We start from the raw sequence: 17,853 nt of genomic DNA on the forward strand, positions 1-17,853 counted from the left end.
GATAGTACAAGATGTAAAGAGACACCCATTACCAATTACCATTAATAATTACCAATTACCAATTAACAATTACCTAAATGTTTAACAAAGTTTTGATTGCAAATCGCGGTGAAATTGCCTGCCGAATTATCCGCACGCTCGATCGCCTCGGAATTGCTTCGGTAGCAGTATATTCTGAAGCCGACGCCCGCGCCAAGCACGTTTTCGCCGCCAGCGAAGCCGTTTGTATCGGTGCAGCCGCCGCAGCCGAGAGTTATTTGCGGTTCGATCGCATTCTCGAAGTTGCGCGCCAAACTAAAGCTCAAGCTATCCATCCGGGTTACGGCTTTTTGAGCGAAAATGCTGAATTTGCCGAAGCTTGTGCAAGCGAAAATATTGCATTTATCGGCCCGACTCCGAGTCAGTTGCGCTGCTTTGGATTGAAGCACACCGCGCGGGAAATAGCCGCTGCAAATCAAGTGCCGCTAACTCCCGGAAGCGAACTTTTAGCAAGTTTAGAGGATGCCCAAAAAGCGGCTGGGGCGATCGGCTATCCGGTGATGCTCAAAAGTACCGCAGGCGGCGGCGGCATCGGTTTGCAGGCTTGTTTTAGCGATCGAGATTTGGCAGAAGCATTTGAAAAAGTACAGCGCTTGAGTCAAAGCAATTTTAAACAAAGCGGCGTTTTTTTAGAGAAATACATTCAAACAGCTAGACACATTGAAGTCCAAATTTTTGGAGATGGCAAAGGAAATGTCATAGCCTTGGGCGAGCGAGATTGTTCGGTGCAGCGGCGCAATCAAAAAGTAATAGAAGAAACCCCCGCCCCTGCTATTAGCGACGAACAGCGAAATCAGTTGTACGGTGCAGCCGTGCGGTTGGGAAAAGCGGTAAATTACCAGTCAGCCGGTACTGTTGAATTTGTATTTGATGTCGATGCGAAACAGTTTTATTTTTTGGAAGTCAACACGCGCTTGCAAGTTGAACACGGCGTTACTGAAGCTGTCAACAACATTGACCTCGTTGAATGGATGGTAAAACAGGCTTCTGGGGATTTGTTCTCCCTGGAAGAGTACCGCTATCGGCCGCACGGACACTCAATTGAGGTGCGAATTTATGCCGAAGATGCCGGCAAGAATTTTCAGCCGAGTTCCGGGTTGCTGAATCAAGTTGCGTTTGCCGAAAACGTCCGCTGCGACAGTTGGATAGAAAGCGGCACGGAGGTTACTCCTTTTTACGATCCGCTGCTAGCCAAAGTAATCGTTTGCGGGGATAATCGAACGCAGGCAATCGTAAAACTAAAAGCTGCTTTAGATGGCAGTGAAATAGCGGGAATTGAAACTAATTTAGATTACCTCCGCCAGATTTTGGACGATTCCCGATTCAGCCGGGGCGAACTGAGCACGCGCTTTTTAAACTCTTTTGAATACGCACCTTTAACGATCGATGTATTGGATGGGGGAACCTACAGCAGCATTCAAGATTATCCGGGGCGGATTGGCTATTGGGATGTGGGCGTGCCGCCTTCTGGGCCGATGGATCATCTGGCATTTCGATCGGCAAATCGTTTAGTAGGAAATCCGGAATCGACAGCAGGATTGGAATTCACAGCGACAGGCCCAACTCTGCGCTTTAATGCCGATACAGTTATTAGTTTGACTGGGGCAATTATGAAGGGAACGCTAAACGGCGACCCGGTACCGTTTTGGACGGCAATTCCCGTAAAAGGTGGCAGCATTCTCAAGTTAAAAGCCATTCAAGGCGGCGGCTACCGCACTTATTTAGCGGTAAAGCACGGCTTTAATGTCCCCGATTATTTGGGCAGCAAATCAACTTTTGTACTGGGCAAATTTGGCGGACACGCGGGCCGCACGCTGCGTCCGGGAGATGTGCTTAAACTGCTTCAAACTGCAACTCTGGAAGCGGAATTATCTTTGCCTCCGGAACTAATTCCTACCTACAGCAATAATTGGGAAATCGGTGTTTTGTACGGGCCTCACGGCGCGCCGGATTTCTTTACTGAGTCAGACATCGAAATGTTTTTCTCTACAGAATGGCAGGTGCATTACAACTCGACGCGGACGGGCATTCGGCTGATCGGCCCGAAGCCCGCCTGGGCGCGTCAAGACGGCGGGGAAGCGGGTTTGCACCCGTCTAACATTCACGATAATGCTTACGCGATCGGCACGATCGATTTTACGGGCGATATGCCTGTAATTCTCGGTCTTGACGGCCCGAGTTTGGGAGGTTTTGTCTGTCCTGCTACTATTGTGCAGTCGGAATTGTGGAAAATTGGGCAACTAAAACCCGGGGACAGCGTTCGCTTTCACTGTTTGAGTTTTGCTGAAGCTTTGCAGCGGGAATTAGTACAAGATAAGCAAATTGCTACTTTTTGCTTGCCTGTTTTTGGGGAAAATGCGGAGGAATTGCCCGCAGTTCCCGCCTCTCCAATTTTGCACCAAATTCCCGAATCTCCGGGACAGGTTGCTGTTACTTACCGTCAAGCTGGAGATAAATATATTCTAGTTGAATACGGTCCGTTGGTGCTGGATTTAAATTTGCGTTTTCGGGCGCACGCATTGATGGAACAGTTGAAAGCAAATCCGTTGCCGGGTGTGATCGAATTAGTGCCGGGAATGCGATCGCTCCAAATTCACTTTGACAGTCGCCAGATTTCGCAACAGCAGCTAATGCAGGCGCTGATTGCGGCGGAGGCGGAACTTCCGGCGATCGAGGATTTGGAAGTGCCGGCGCGAATTGTGCACTTGCCTTTATCTTGGGAAGATGAATCGACGCTGTTGGCCATTGAAAAATATATGCAGTCTGTGCGATCGGATGCACCTTGGTGTCCCAGCAATATTGAGTTTATTCGCCGCATAAACGGGCTTGACAGCATCGAACAAGTCCGAGAAATTGTATTTAATGCTAGCTATTTAGTGATGGGTTTGGGAGACGTTTATTTAGGTGCGCCCGTCGCAACTCCCCTCGATCCGCGCCACCGTTTGGTTACTACTAAATACAATCCCGCCCGCACTTGGACTCCTGAAAATGCAGTTGGCATTGGCGGCGCGTATTTGTGCGTTTATGGGATGGAAGGGCCCGGAGGTTATCAATTTGTCGGCCGCACGGTGCAAATGTGGAATCGGTTCAAACAAACGGCGGATTTCCAGTCTGGTAAACCTTGGCTTTTGCGCTTTTTTGACCAAATCCGATTTTATCCGGTTTCTCATGAGGAATTGCACCGCTGTCGGGAAGCATTTATCGAAGGGAAGTTTAAATTAAAGGTTGAAGAAATCACTTTTAATTTGAGAGAATACAATGAGTTTTTGCATTCTATTGCTAACAGTGCGGCTGAGTTTAAAGCGCAGCAGCAGGCGGCATTTAATGCAGAGCGCGATCGCTGGGCCGCATCCGGGGAATTTGAAGGTGTATCTGCCGCAGAAGCCCCGGCGGATGTGGCTTCTGAAACGGCGGCGGAGGTTACTTTGCCGATCGGCTGTGAGGCAGTTGTCGCTCACGTTTCGGCCAATGTTTGGCAGGTGCTGGTTAATGTTGGAGATGCGGTTGCTGAGGGCGATCGCCTGTTAATTTTGGAAGCGATGAAAATGGAAATTGCTATTACTGCTGATGTTGCCGGCACTGTTGCCCAGTTGTTTTGTGAAAAGGGGAAAACGGTGACAGCCGGACAAATTCTAGCGGCTGTTCAACCGAATTAATCCCTCTGTTGTCACTTCGGGGATAGTAGAAGGCGTTGGATAATTGCGGGATGATTTTGATTGTTTTGTGGGATGGGATATCCTAGCCAGTCTAATGTCTTTTCACCTGAGATGTTGCACCATTCTCAAGAACAGGCATCTTGCCTGTTCCACAAGAGATAAATTTTCTTGTGGAACAGGCATCTTGCATGTTCATAAAAAGCTTATTGACAATGGTGCAAGATGTCTTTTCACTGAAGGCGGGACACGCCACAAGAATCATCCTCTAATTGTGTAATTCCCGCTCATTTAATCAAGGTTTAGCAGGAGTTACCCCTCCAAAAGGGTGGGGATACATTAATCAAACAGGCTAGTGGAAAAGCGCCTCCCAAGTTTCGACTGTCGGCAGTTTTTCAGAAGGCTTAGCCGCTGTCAAGCGCAATAGCAAATCTGGCTTTATAAATCAAGCTGGAAAGGTGGTCATTTAACAGTTTCGATGCTCTGTTTAGGCTTTAAATTTGTTTAAGTCCCGTTAACTTAACTCCAGCAGCCCAGAATTGACCGGCCAACCATCCTGAAATACCAGCAATTCTCCCGGCTGAATTTGCGTCCAAACTTCGTTATCTGTCAGCGGAAAAGTGGCAATAACAGCCACGCGATCGTCCTCGTTGGTCAACTCCCGAAAATCGACAGTTACATCTTCGTCGATCGAGTGAGCGCTAGCAAAAGGCGCTTGTCGCACAATATAATGCAGATTAGTAGAACAGTGGGTGAATAAGTGTTCTCCATCGGAAAGTAAATAATTAAAAATTCCGTGTTGTGCCAAACTTTTAGTAATTTCCTCCAGTACCGGGTAAATTTCCGCTAAAGCAGGCTTACTTTGAGGAAAACTAGAGCGCAGCTTTTCTAATATCAAACAGAATGCTTTTTCGCTGTCAGTTTTGCCAACAGGTTTGTAAACTCCGACACATTCTGGATAAAAGTTTTCGAGATTTCCGTTGTGAGCAAATACCCAATAACGTCCCCAAAGTTCCCGAATAAAAGGGTGGCAGTTTTCCAGAGCAATTTCACCTTGCGTAGCTTTGCGGATGTGAGCAATGACGTTAGTTGAATGAATGGGATAGCGACGCACTACTTCTGCCACCGGAGAAGCAATCGCAGGTTTAGAGTCTATAAAAAGGCGACATCCCAAACCTTCAAAGAAAGCAATTCCCCAACCGTCTTGATGAACGTCAGTTTTGCCCCCCCTTGCAGAAAAACCCTCAAAAGAAAAGCAAATATCTGTCGGAACATTACAGTTCATTCCCAGTAATTGGCACATAGCTTTTAAGTCTCTGGAGTGTGGATCGATCGCGCAGCTATTGGCAGCTACAGATTTGCGGTGATAATATTATAGTATTAACGGGTTAAATACACTTAATATTGGGCTTGACCAACCTTAATAATACTGAAGTTAAAAAGTTGGCAAGCTAAAACAATCGATTGTGTTTCTGTCGGAACGATGTTACACGCTCACTCGCTCCGCACTTTTGACGTGCATACAGCGAGGATAAAGTATTAGCGTCAGGGAAAAAATGATATAATTTTTATTATTTTGTGACCTTGTGTGAAGGGAAATAATAACCGTCCGCAAATTCCAAAAATCAAAAAATATTAATTTACGCAAGCTTTCAAAGAACACTAAGTTATCTCTCTATATAGTTTTATAGTTGTTAAAACAATTAAGTAATCACAAAAACCACAAAAATAAATTTTTATCGATTATAGGCCAGTCTCAATTATTAGTGTTACTACTTTTTGGGGTTGAGATCGATAGGTTTTGATTAAACTCAAAGACAATAGCAGAGGAAGATATGAGGTAAAAATATTACATATTTTTGACTCTTCATTCATTACAAAATCTGTTAAAACAAACGGGAACCGGATTGTCAATCAGCCGTCACATAGGGGAAGAAAGCGAGGGTGGCAGTTTAGTTTGACTTGTTCGTCGGTTTTGGGAGAAGGAATGCAATTTACGATCGCCCTTCATCTCGAATAGTGCGTCAAGCGTAGCTATCCCGTAGGAAATAACGCTTTTTCTCACTTTTTAGCTTTTAGCTCACAAAGTATAAGTAACATGAAAAATCATAAGTGCGATCGACCAATTTGGAAAATCCTTAGCAGCTTAATACTAGGATTCGGATTGCCAGCATTATTCAGCATTCCAGCCTTAGCAGAAACGACTGATCCTGAAACAACAGCAAATAGTGCAAATTCGGAAGATCCAGTTAATGAATGGTATCAATTACCCGCACCGACCAATAATCTAGCGGATAATTTCGATCGTAATCTCGATCGGCAATTACTCGAAAAATCTGACAATGTAGATGAAACTTCACCGATAAACCCCACATCGGAGCCACCCGTACCTATCGCGAGTGAGATAGAAACTCACGTATCCGAAGCCAGCGAAACCCAGCCCGTCCCCATACCCGCATTAGTGGAAGAAAATAAATTAGAAAATCCCCCATTAGTTTACCCTGCTGAAAACTCATTAGAACAAGTTACATCAGTTTCCCAACTCAGCGACGTACAGCCTACAGACTGGGCATTTCAAGCACTGCAATCCTTAGTAGAAAGATACGGCTGCATAGCTGGATACCCCGACGGAACCTATCGCGGAAACCGCGCTATAACGCGCTATGAATTTGCAGCCGGAGTCAATGCTTGTTTAGATACAATCCGCGAGTCCATCGCCAAATCAACTGAAAGTCTAGCTAAGCGAGACGACTTAATAAAACTGCAAAAATTGCAAGAAGAATTTGCCGCCGAAATTGCCACTATGCGAGGCAGAGTGGATGTGCTAGAAGCGCGAGCTACCGAACTAGAAGCCAATCAATTTTCAACAACAACTAAGCTATCAGGCTTCACCGTTTTTGGAATACAAGGACGCACTCCCAACCGTGCGGATAGGGTTCCCAGAGACGGCAAAAGAGATACCAAAGACCCCGGTACAAATGTCAACATCATTAATCTAAATCAATTCTACTTAACCACTCAATTTAGTCCTCGTAGTAACTTATTAATCGGTTTTTACAACCAGAACGGAACCACTTCACCACAATTAACCGAAGACGTAAACCTTGCTTATAATTTAGCCGAAACTTCTGGATTAACTGTTAGCGACCTCAACTACCGCTTTCTTGTCGGCGACAAATTGGCAGTGTTTGCAGGAACAGCAGGAGTTAACATGATAACTGCTTTTCGAGGGCCGAATCGGGCAGAAAGTGCAGCTTCAGGCCCCCTTTCTGCCTTCGCCCAAAGAAACCCAATTTTGAACACTGGTTTGGGTTTAGGCGGCATCGGCATTGACTGGCAATTTGCGAATAGAGCCAGTTTGCAAGCAGTTTATTCAACTAACATTTCTGGATTTTTTGTCAGTTCTAACGGGTCTAAAGGACACAATACATTGGGCGTACAACTAACTCTTACACCCGCAGCTCCAGTTGATGTTACTGTCTATTATGTTAACGATTATTCGCCGGACGGTAATCTGATTAGTTTGGCAGGCGATAGCCAATTGACTGCTATCAATTCTAACACAAATAAGTCTGCTTCTCTTCAAACAAATGCAGTGGGAGCAAGTTTAAATTGGCGCATTTCATCGCGATTTTCTCTGGGGGGTTGGGCTGGTTATACTAATTCTCGCATTCCTGGTAAATCTGGTACGGTAGCCACTACAAATTATATGGTTTTTGTAAATTTCCCCGATTTGTTTAAAGCCGGAAATTTAGGAGGAATTTATATCGGGCAACCGCCTAAAATTGTCAGCAGCAATTTACCTACAGGCAATAACGTTCCTGATTTTTTAGATACGGGTTTAGGGCGATCGGGCGGGCAACCCGGAACGACTACTCATGTAGAGGTATTCTACCGTTGGCAGGTGAATGATAATATCAGCGTCACCCCTGGAGTTATCTTGATTTTTCAACCCGGTCACACTCCCGATAGCGACCCGATCTCAGTTGGTGTATTGAGAACTTCATTCTCCTTTTAAGAGTTTAATCCTGTGGGGCCGGGTTTAGTAGAGCGATCGCGAACTGCAAAAAATTTTGGTGAACTCGGCCCCGAGGAACGGCCCACAAGAAAATTTTATTTTGTGGAACAGGCATCCTTCCTGTTAAGCGAGAAAGGTGTTCTTCCGTCAGCATACAGTGATTAAAACTCCAGCGGGATTTCCTAAAATTTTTTCTCAGTAAAAACCCGCTATCTTTACTGCAACTTTACATTTAGTAGTAATTTCCCCGTTTTTATCTTTTTTTCCTACATACAAATACCTAATTATTAAGTTTAAAAAAATACGCATAAACACGCTTGAAACATAAGTTTTCCTAACTTAATCTATTATTAGGAGCATTACTAATAGTTCTTTAAGTTTAGGTTTAGATAAATATGATTAAATCAACGGGCTACATTGGGTTTCTGAGCTTTGCTGTAATTTCTGCTATGACTGCCTATCCGTGTCAGGCACAAACCACTGTCAAATCGCAGGCAAATGTAAATGCAACACAGGAGATTACAATTACCGAGTCACCAAATCTTGATAACACTTCTGCCAGCCCTCTCGGGAAAAATCCTAACATTTCTAAATCTTTTACCGTCTCAGAATTGAATAGCACATCTCCTAACTCTAGTTCTCCTATAACAACTCCTCAAAATCAATCTGCACGCACAAATCCTTTAGGATGCAGATTTTTCACTACTCCTTCAATGCAGCAATAAATGTTCCTGCATCTCTTGATAAATAGAATATCATGGCTGAATAGAGGGCGATCGTTTTTTAGGATGGCCCTCTATTTGCGCGAGCTTACTTCCTAAGAAAATTATATTTAGTAAAAAGGATTGATGAAATTAACTCTAGTTTAAATATTATCGGGGAAAGTCTGAAAGTTGTTTGATATCCTTCAAAACTATTTGAGGCTTCCCTTTGTACTGTTCTACTTTCCCGCTGACATACACATATCCCCGTCCCAGACCCGCATAACGCTTCTCGATTAGCCGCTTCAAGGGAGCTCTTTCATCAGTTTCAGCATCTGGTATCCACAAATCTAATTTATGATACACTGAACCAGCATAAATTAGAGCGCTCCCGCCGATCCATTTAGTAATTCCCGCCTGCAAATCGCAGAAAATAGTAATAGATTTAGCTCTCTCAGAAGCCGCTAATATTTTCGGGTAGTGCAACCTCAAAGAAAGCGCTCCTCCTGTTGCTTCCGACAACCGAAACTCTTCAACAATTGAGGCTCGCATCGACCACCAAGGCAGTAAATTAGCATAGTTGCGAGAGGGGATTTTGGCATTTATAATCGGATTCCAAATCATCAGATTGTAAGCTTTTGCTGCCGATTCTGCCTCAGTCATTTGGCGGTGATACAATCTCGATCGCCCGTATTTGACGAAGTAGGGACTCCAGCCTTCTGCAATCAGTTTCAGATTATAATTTTCTCCCTCTTTATGCACGTAACAGAGGAGACGCCCGTAGTTATCGCGGTGTTTTTCCACCGCAATTTCTATTGGGTCATCTGTATCAAATTCTATGTCAACTGTAGCAAGTCCGCCATCTGCTGTGGCGAAGTATTTTTTAGCCATTTCCGAAGCTGCTTTGCCCGCCGCAGTTATAGGTTTGGAGCCTCCCGAATGACTTTCTTCTGTATCGACGCAAATCAGGCGCAGAGACTCGGTTTTTCCGTTGAGAAAAATTTTGATGCTGTCGCCATCAACTACTTTAGTTATTTGCAGGTTCGGAATTCTGGTTGCCATATTTTGAACCCTGTTGCATTTGAGATTTCATGCAGTTATCGCTTGGATTATACACGAGTTCGTTATCACTAGCAACTGGAGTTTTTGTTGTTTGTATTAATATTTGTCAAGTGTGGCGTATTTTATCAAGTCGGGGAAAAAATCTCGAAAATCTGATTCTAATCGCTGATAGTTAGCTGTCAAATCTTCTATGCCGCTTGCCAAGTTATTTGTCCGTTTGAGTCGCGCAGACATTCTTGTAAGAGTGATGCCGATTTCGGCAATTTCCTGATAAGATGAAAGCAAGTCGCGGGCAATTATTGTGGGGAGCACCCGCTGGAGAGAGTCAGGTAATATATCGCGGTTGTCTTGCAGGATTTTATAGACATCCTGAGAAAAATCCCGGAGCGGAATTTCTGAATATTCCAGCCAATTTTTAGCTAAGAAGTGGTCGTAAAACACGTCTATCAAAACTCCAGCAAACCTTCGTCTGTGGGAAGAAACAAGGCTTTTGCTCGATCGCACTATCGGGTGAGAGTCCGTGTAGCTATCTACTTTGCGGTGCAAATCGATGCCCTTTCTAATTTCCTCGGGATAAAGGTTGAGTGGCGTTCCTTTGACAAAATCTCCTAAGAGGTTGCCAATCAGGGATTCTGGCGTGCCTTTTGATAAGAATAGATGAGCCAAATAATTCATTGCTACAGTAAAAATATCTAAGATAGCATAAGGAGAAAGAGTAATGGCTGTTCTGGAATGTGTAAAACCGGGTGCTAAACTCGGTCATATTATTCTTGCGTCCGCTCTTACTGTTCTCGCTGCTGTCGATCGCGTTTTGGCAAAAACTCAAGACTTGGGATATGACCCAGAAATTCGTCATGTCAACTATCCGTCTGGAATTCACGTCTTAGCAATTCTCAAAGACGAACAGCCCAAGCAAGCAGTTGATGATGACTACTTGCTGGAGGATTGGCTACAGGTAAGGTCTGAAATTAATGCCGATGCCGTTCATCTGTGGCGCGGAAAATAAGCTACTCAACAATTATCTCAAACTGCAGATAAATGCAGATAATTATTAAATTTATCCGCCTTTATCTGCGTTTATCTGCGGTTACAAAATACCTCTACGAACCGCCGCGCAACTTATCCAAAACCGTCCGGTCTTCCAAGGTCGAAGTATCTCCAGAAACCTCTTCTCCCGCAGCTAAAGAACGCAGCAAACGCCGCATAATTTTGCCGCTTCGCGTTTTCGGCAAAGCATCGGTAAATCGAATTTCGCCGGGACGGGCGATCGCCCCAATTTCCTTAACAACGTGCTGCTTCAATTCCTTAGCCAATTCATCGCTAGGTTGCTGCGAGTTGTCCAGCGTGACAAAAGCCACAATGTCCTCACCTTTAATCTCATCCGGTTTACCAACAACCGCAGCTTCCGCCACTGCTGGATGCGATACCAAAGCTGACTCGACTTCCATCGTGCCGAGTCGGTGTCCGGCGACATTAATTACATCGTCAACGCGGCCCATTACCCAGAAATAACCGTCTTTGTCCTTGTGCGCGCCGTCCCCTGCAAAGTACACAAATTCGCCATCTTTCGGGTGCAAATATTCCCAATAAGTGCGGCGAAAACGATCGGGATCGTTGTAAAGTGTCCGCATCATTCCCGGCCAAGGATGTTTCACCACTAAATAACCGCCGCTTTCGTTAGTTACGGGTTCGCCCTCTTGGTCAACAACATCGACCACAATTCCAGGGAACGGTAGGGTTGCAGAACCAGGTTTTGTAGGAATTGCACCGGGCAAAGCGGTAATCATAATTCCCCCGGTTTCTGTTTGCCACCAAGTATCGACGATCGGACAATTCGAGTTGCCAATTACTCGTTGATACCACATCCAAGCTTCAGGGTTAATCGGTTCGCCGACGGTTCCTAACAATCGTAAAGATGACAAATCTCTGGCATTCGGCAAGTGTTCGCCCATTTTCATAAAGGTGCGAATGGCGGTGGGTGCAGTGTAGAAAACTGTGACGCCGTATTTTTCAATTACATCCCAAAAACAGCCGGGATTAGAAGGGCGAGGAGCACCTTCATACATTAAAGTTGTCGCGCCGTTGGAAAGCGGGCCGTAGACTATGTAACTGTGACCTGTAATCCAGCCTACATCAGCAGTACACCAGTAAACATCGGTATCTTGGAGGTCGAATATCCACTTGGTTGTCATGTGGGTATAAAGGTTATAACCACCGGTAGTATGGACGACTCCTTTGGGTTTTCCGGTACTTCCAGAAGTGTAAAGAATGAACAGCAAATCTTCGCTATCCATCGGTTCAGCAGGGCAGTCGGCGGAGGCGTCTTTTTGCAAGTCGTGCCACCAACGATCGCGCCCCGGTTCCATATCAATTTGCTGCTTGGTGCGCTGAACTACCAGAACGTTGGTAACGCTGGGTACGGCATTATTTGCTAGTGCTTTGTCTACTTGTGTTTTGAGGCCGACGGCGGTATCTTTGCGGAAGCCACCGTCGGCGGTGATGACGAGTTTTGCTTGGCCGTCGTTGAGTCGATCGCGCAAAGCTTCTGCACTAAAACCGCCAAAAACAACGCTGTGTACTGCACCGATTCTGGCGCAGGCTAGCATGGCGATCGCAGCTTCGGGAATCATGGGCATATAAATGCCAACGCGATCGCCCTTTTGGACTCCCAATTCTTTAATGACGTTCGCCATTTGGCAGACTTCGCGGTGGAGTTGCGCGTAGGTGAGGGTGCGAGAGTCTCCGGGTTCGCCTTCCCAAATCAGGGCGGCTTTATTTTTGCGCCAAGTGGTTAAGTGGCGATCGAGACAATTGTAAGAAATATTAATTTTACCCTTGACAAACCATTTAGCAAAAGGCGGCTGCCAGTCGAGCACGGTATCCCAGTTTTGGAACCAGTGCAATTCTTGGGCCGCGAGTTCTGCCCAGAATGCTTGGGGGTCAGCTTTCGCTTTGTCGTAGAGGGCTTGGTACTCTTCTAGGCTTTTGATGTGAGCTTTTTCGGAGAATTCAGCGGGCGGCTGAAATAGCCGTTTTTCTTGCAGAATTGATTCGATGGTATCCTGTGACATCGTTCTTAACTTTAATTTCGGTTAGTCTTTTTAACTATTGTTTGCATAAGTTGGGGCAAAAGTATGTTTATTTTCCTTAAGACTTGGGGGAATTTTGTAAGTGTTGGGACTGTATTAGAAATTAGGGTAGCGGTAAATGCTCAATTTTATCTTGGTACTCATCATCCAACGAGCCTTGATAAATCAAAATCAGTTCATCAATATTTTGACCAATACTCATCTTGGAATTCAGGATAAATATTCCGGGGATATGGCGGTTCAGCTCTAGATGATCTGTTAAATGAACTGGCATAGAGCGACGGTTGTTGGTAACAAGAATGAAATTGTGAATTTCACACCATATAAGAATTTCTGGATCGAGAGTGCCTTTGGAAGGTGCTGTTAGTTCTCCCACTGCTAGAACAACCAGATCGGGATTGCGTCTGCGAATTTGGTTGACATACGCAGGATCGACATTTTCATCAAAGAGATACTGGATTGGCATCAGCCTTTCTCCTTGCATCTCTTTCTGCTCTCAGTTTGCGGATTTTTTCATATACTGGACGAGGATTGCGACGTTGTTCTTCTCGCATTTTTTCGCCCCATTCCAGCCATTCGGTTATGTATTTACCGACTGCTTCTTTGTTGTGCAAGTAGTACAAAATTGTCGCATAAACCTGTTCGAGGGTGAGGGAGGTATAAATGTTGGCAATTTCTTCGGGAGTTCGAGCGCGAAACAGGTACTCATAAAGAATGGTTTCGATGCCAATACGGGAACCTTTGATCCGAATATCGTCAGGTCTAAGGAAGTTGAAGTAGTCTTCTAGTTGCATAGCTTGGTGGTTAGGATAAGGGTTGATATTATTATTATAATACCTGAACAGAAGATGGTTTAATTTGTTTTTTTGAGGTTAATAAAAATAAATAAAACTGGTTTTACTCTTATTATAATGCCTCTATAATATAGTTTACTGGATCAGCCGATCGCACAAAAGCCATGACCCCAAATTTAGAAGCAAGCCAACTTTCGTTAAATGACGTTCGCCACCTTCTCAAATTGGAAGAGCAAGAAGGAGACGCCTTCACCGATTTTTTCTCTCTGGAACCGCTGTCAGAATTAGAACAGCAGGAAATATTAAAAATTAGAACTGACTTTAGACGCTACTTATCCGCCGGAAAAGTTTCAGAAGAACTGGTTAAAATTTTAGTGCTTTCACCGTTAATGAGATTAGCAGGATTTTTTGATATTCCGATTCTGCTGACAATGGAAGATAGCATCCCGATCGAGGTTGAAGATGGAGATACTTTAATTAAAGGGCGGTTGGATGTTTTAGCGGTAAATCAGCCGGATGCAGAGCTCGCGGCTGCACAGTTTTGGATTTTGGTAGTGGAGGCTAAGAATAGTGCGATCGCACCTTTGACTGGTTTGCCGCAACTCCTGACTTATACTTATAAAAGTTTGCAGCAGCAATCGTCTGTTTGGGGATTGACGACGAATGGCGAAAGTTATCGGTTTGTGCGGGTGACGCGGGGAAATCCTTGTACTTATCAGATTTTACCGGAATTGAATTTGATTGACCCAGAGCGATCGCTCTTGTTGGCGCAAGTGTTGAAAGCGATTTGCAAATTGCAGAATGTGCAGTTGCAGTTGGCTTAACAAGGGCGATCGCATCCGATGTTATGGTGACGGTGGAGTCCTGTGCTCGATCGCTGGATTTGGCGGTTGTTGGGTATTTTGAGTGCTGATGTACGTTGTTGCTAACGGAATTAGGGCGATCGCGATCGGTACTACAACTTTCTCTATCGACCACTTGATGTTGGAGTTGTCAGATTTTTTCACTTGATTTACATTTTTAGCTGATCTAGTCTTCTTCTGGGGCAGCAGGTTTAAGTTTTTCATTTAGTTAATTCCAATGTCTACAATTTCGATAATAAACTCACTTTCTTACTATTATTTGATTGATAAATAAATTAGACAAAGTTGTCAATTGCCTGGGAATGATCCAATTTGTTCACAATTGTGTTAAAGGGTTTGTGAAAAAATCTTCACAAATTAGCTGGTGTTTGTAAATTTGTGAAATTAAACTGACTATCGGGGCTGAAGCTGACACCTGTGGTAAATTAGTAAGAGTGGTAGGTAAAGTGTTAAGGCAGGTATGCGGATGATGGAACGAAAAGAGTTTGACACCATTTATCCAACAGGGCTAACACCCAAACAGCATGAGGTACTAAAGCTGTTTTTGCAAGGGAAGTCAGACGAAGATATCGGTAAATCTTTATACATCACAGAATCAAGTGTCAGACATCATATTTCAAATATCTGCAAATTATTTGGTTTTAAAAATGAAGAGGGCGAACGTTGCCGACAGCGTGATGAATTAAACCCGCTATTTGTCCAGTATAAACCTGAATTAGTTAGCGATAAATTAAAAGCAAGTTGTGAAAGTTACCCTGACAATCCAGAACAAGTTAAATTCTACTATGTAGAGCGCGATTGCGAAGATAAATGTTATGATAAAATTTTAGAAAAGGGAGCGCTCATTCGGATTAAAGCTCCTCAAAAAATGGGCAAGACTTTACTGGTGGATAAAATTCTCGATCGCGCGTCGCAAGAAGGTTACAAAACTGCCATCGTCAGTTTTGAGGAAGCTGACAGTGAAGTTTTGGGGGATTACCGGAAATTATTGCAGTGGTTGTGTGTTACTCTGGGTGACTTACTGGAGTTGGAGAATAAATTAGTGGAATATTGGGATGACTCTTTAGGCGGTATTAACCCTAACGTCACTAAATATTTAGAAAGGTATTTATTCAAAGATTTTTCTCAACCTTTGGTACTGGTATTAAAGAAAGTAGACCGGGTTTTTGAGCAAGCTACTTTTAATGTTGATTTTTGTCGCTTACTGCGTGGGTGGAATGATGCAGCTAAAAGGAGCGATCGCCGCGGTGCAATCTGGCAAAAAATCAGGTTAATTGTCGTTCACGCTACAGAAGTTTACAGTTCTCTTGATATCAACTCATCCCCTTTGGCGGGTGTTGGGTGGACTGTAGCTTTGCCAGATTTTACCCCGGAAAAAGTGCAGCAGTTAGCGGGGCAGTATCGACACAATTGGCTGAGTACAGACGAGATTCAACAACTTATGAAAATGTTTGGTGGTTATCCTTATCTGGTGCAAACTGCTTTCGCTTATCTGCAAACTCCTCAATCTTCTTTGACTAAGCTTTTGGAAATTTCACCTACTGAACAAAGTCCCTTTATTAATCACTTACGAGAACTTTTAGGCAATCTCAAACTCTGTCCAGAACTCGCAAACGTTTACCGAGAAGTCGTAACAAGAAATCAACCGATAATGCTGGAAACTCATCAAATATTTAAGTTAGAAAGTATGGGATTGGTGCGAGTGGAACATAATGATTGTTTTCCCCGCTGCGATTTGTACCGTCAATATTTCTCGGTGCGTCTATGACTTATCAATATATAGCTGAATCAACTCTCCCAGAAGATACCGAAACCTATGTAACGCGAGAAGCTGATAGTCAGCTTTATCAAGCGTTGCTGGAAGGCAAATTTTGTTATGTTTTCAATTCTCGCAAAATAGGTAAGTCTAGCTTAGCGCTTCAAACTATCAAGCAACTGCGAATCGCAGGCATTCGATCGGTTTTTATTGACTTGTCTGGCGACGAGACGAAGTTAGAGCATCCCGAACAGTGGTATGCTAATATACTTGATACTTTTGCTTATGAATTAGACCTTGATGTTAATTTAAAAAGCTGGTTGCAGGAACGAAATTGGCTGTCTCCCTTGCGTAGATTTCGGGAGTTTATTGAATCCGTGATGCTGTCGCAAGTTCCCGAAAAAATAGTTATTTTTATAGATGAAATAGATAGCGTTCTCAGTTTGAATTTTTTGGCAGACGATCTATTTGCTTTTATCAGAAGCTGCTACAATCGCCGTACCCAAAATGCAGACTACAATCGCATCACTTTTTGTCTGTTGGGCGTCGCAACACCTTCTGATTTGATTCAAGATAAAAAGCGCACGCCCTTTAATATCGGTCAAGCTATTGAATTAAAAGGTTTTACTCAGGAACAAGCTGCACCTTTAGCGAAAGGCTTAGAAGGAAAAGTCGAGAGTCCCATTCAGGTTTTAAATCAGATTATAGACTGGACGGGCGGACAGCCTTTTTTGAGTCAAAAACTTTGTAAAATTGTCCTAGAACAAGCAGAAACCAGCAATCCTGACATTGCCGAACTGGTACAAGATTACATCATTAATAATTGGGAAGAGAACGACAATCCCGAACACCTCGGAACAATTCGCGATCGCATCCTCAGCAACCAACAGCGTACCAGCCAACTCCTCGGCATCTACCAACAAATTATTACCCCCCCTAACCCCCCCTTGGCAACGGGGGGGACAGATAGCACCGATCCCCCGTTACTAAGTATGGCGAAAGATAGCACTAATTCTCCCTTAGCAAAGGAGAAAAAAAACAATCTTACTCCCCCCCTTAGCAAGGGGGGGCTGGGGGGGGTAGCCGCTGATAACAGTCCCGACCAAATGGAGTTACAACTATCAGGATTAGTCGTCAAACGCAACGGATATTTACAAGTTTACAACCCCATATACGCCGCTATTTTTAACCTCGATTGGGTACAGCAAGAATTAGCGAAACTCCGCCCCTACCAGGAAAACTTCGCCGCTTGGATAGCCTCAAATCGTCAAGATACTTCCCGACTATTGCGCGGCAAAGCATTGGATGATGCGTTGCAGTGGAAAGTGGGGAAACGTTTAAGCGATGAGGATAATGATTTTTTAGATGCCAGTCAAGCTGATGAACGACAAGAATTGAAGAAAAGTAATGAATCATTAAGAGAATTCCGTAAACAATTCAGGGAAGTTTTCAAAATCGAAGAAGCTGGACGCAAGGCCTTAGAGCTTTTTCAGTCGAATAGAAATCAAATAGAAGCCTTGCGGGTAGCTATCAAAGCAGGAGAAGATTTAAAGAAGTGGATACCAGATAATCCCCCGCTTTCGGAATATCCCGTTACCAATCCTCTGTTAGTTTTGCAGAAGATTCTTGCTAAAATCCGCCAACGGTGCCAGTTTATCGGACATAATGGCTCGGTATGGAGTGTGAGTTTTAGCCCCACAGGAGAGGCGATCGCTACTGCCTCATATGACGGCACCACCAAATTGTGGGACTTGCAGGGTAACTGCTTGGTAACATTCACCGGACATGATGACTGGGTAACAAGTGTGAGTTTTAGCCCCACAGGAGATGCGATCGCTACTGCCTCATATGACGGCACCGCCAAATTGTGGGACTTGC

13 protein-coding genes and 1 pseudogene are annotated in these 17,853 nt (G+C 44.2%); 7 read left to right on the forward strand and 7 right to left on the reverse strand.

The window, feature by feature from the left end:
- Positions 1 to 77: 77 nt before the first annotated feature.
- Positions 78 to 3,695 carry an urea carboxylase gene (uca, locus tag QUB25_RS07505; RefSeq protein ID WP_333182580.1) on the forward strand — a complete coding sequence of 1,206 codons (3,618 nt, stop codon included), beginning with the start codon at positions 78 to 80 and terminating at the stop codon, positions 3,693 to 3,695.
- A 377-nt stretch (positions 3,696 to 4,072) separates the two neighbouring features.
- Positions 4,073 to 4,162, forward strand: a pseudogene (locus tag QUB25_RS29745) (WG repeat-containing protein); the annotation flags it as partial.
- A gap of 44 nt (positions 4,163 to 4,206) precedes the next feature.
- Here QUB25_RS29745 and QUB25_RS07510 read toward each other — a convergent pair.
- A complete protein-coding gene (locus QUB25_RS07510; protein WP_333041367.1) occupies positions 4,207 to 4,995 on the reverse strand; it encodes a class II glutamine amidotransferase in 789 nt (262 codons plus the stop codon).
- Between the two features lie 795 nt (positions 4,996 to 5,790).
- Between QUB25_RS07510 and QUB25_RS07515 the strand changes: the two genes are divergently transcribed.
- Positions 5,791 to 7,710 carry an iron uptake porin gene (locus QUB25_RS07515; RefSeq protein ID WP_333182581.1) on the forward strand — a complete coding sequence of 640 codons (1,920 nt, stop codon included), beginning with the start codon at positions 5,791 to 5,793 and terminating at the stop codon, positions 7,708 to 7,710.
- 872 nt (positions 7,711 to 8,582) lie between these two features.
- Here QUB25_RS07515 and QUB25_RS07520 read toward each other — a convergent pair.
- The gene (locus QUB25_RS07520; protein WP_333182582.1) at positions 8,583 to 9,473 is read right to left on the reverse strand and encodes a thermonuclease family protein; all 891 of its coding nucleotides are present in this window, start codon (positions 9,471 to 9,473) and stop codon (positions 8,583 to 8,585) included.
- Positions 9,474 to 9,569: 96 nt separating this feature from the next.
- Positions 9,570 to 10,148 (reverse strand): ACP phosphodiesterase, encoded by a 579-nt coding sequence (locus tag QUB25_RS07525; protein ID WP_333182583.1) that lies wholly within the window; start codon positions 10,146 to 10,148, stop codon positions 9,570 to 9,572.
- A 43-nt stretch (positions 10,149 to 10,191) separates the two neighbouring features.
- Between QUB25_RS07525 and QUB25_RS07530 the strand changes: the two genes are divergently transcribed.
- Positions 10,192 to 10,479: a hypothetical protein gene (locus tag QUB25_RS07530; protein WP_333182584.1), complete on the forward strand. Its 288-nt coding sequence runs from the start codon at positions 10,192 to 10,194 to the stop codon at positions 10,477 to 10,479.
- Between the two features lie 94 nt (positions 10,480 to 10,573).
- On the opposite strand, the gene acs is transcribed toward QUB25_RS07530, so the two are convergent.
- From acs to QUB25_RS07545, 3 genes are all read right to left on the reverse strand, one after another.
- Positions 10,574 to 12,544 (reverse strand): acetate--CoA ligase, encoded by a 1,971-nt coding sequence (acs, locus tag QUB25_RS07535; protein WP_333182585.1) that lies wholly within the window; start codon positions 12,542 to 12,544, stop codon positions 10,574 to 10,576.
- Positions 12,545 to 12,665: 121 nt separating this feature from the next.
- Positions 12,666 to 13,028, reverse strand: a complete 363-nt coding sequence (locus QUB25_RS07540) for a DUF5615 family PIN-like protein (protein ID WP_333074996.1) — start codon at positions 13,026 to 13,028, stop codon at positions 12,666 to 12,668.
- Complete coding sequence (locus tag QUB25_RS07545; protein ID WP_333182586.1) at positions 13,006 to 13,356, reverse strand: DUF433 domain-containing protein; 351 nt, start codon at positions 13,354 to 13,356, stop codon at positions 13,006 to 13,008. Before QUB25_RS07545 ends, QUB25_RS07540 begins: the two co-directional genes overlap by 23 nt.
- A 164-nt stretch (positions 13,357 to 13,520) precedes the next feature.
- Between QUB25_RS07545 and QUB25_RS07550 the strand changes: the two genes are divergently transcribed.
- Positions 13,521 to 14,180 carry a restriction endonuclease subunit R gene (locus tag QUB25_RS07550; RefSeq protein ID WP_333182587.1) on the forward strand — a complete coding sequence of 220 codons (660 nt, stop codon included), beginning with the start codon at positions 13,521 to 13,523 and terminating at the stop codon, positions 14,178 to 14,180.
- Positions 14,181 to 14,201: 21 nt separating this feature from the next.
- Here the strand turns inward: QUB25_RS07550 and QUB25_RS07555 are convergent, their stop codons facing one another.
- Entirely contained in the window at positions 14,202 to 14,423 is a 222-nt protein-coding gene (locus tag QUB25_RS07555; RefSeq protein ID WP_333182588.1) for a hypothetical protein, read from the reverse strand.
- A gap of 262 nt (positions 14,424 to 14,685) precedes the next feature.
- Between QUB25_RS07555 and QUB25_RS07560 the strand changes: the two genes are divergently transcribed.
- Together QUB25_RS07560 and QUB25_RS07565 are read left to right on the forward strand one after the other, a co-directional pair.
- Positions 14,686 to 15,987: an AAA-like domain-containing protein gene (locus QUB25_RS07560; RefSeq protein ID WP_333182589.1), complete on the forward strand. Its 1,302-nt coding sequence runs from the start codon at positions 14,686 to 14,688 to the stop codon at positions 15,985 to 15,987.
- The coding region (locus tag QUB25_RS07565) for an AAA-like domain-containing protein (RefSeq protein WP_333182590.1) at positions 15,984 to 17,853 on the forward strand (1,870 nt) is incomplete at its 3' end. The genes QUB25_RS07560 and QUB25_RS07565, both read left to right, overlap by 4 nt.

It is taken from the genome of Microcoleus sp. B3-D7 (genome assembly GCF_036705305.1).
Classification (GTDB): domain Bacteria; phylum Cyanobacteriota; class Cyanobacteriia; order Cyanobacteriales; family Microcoleaceae; genus Microcoleus.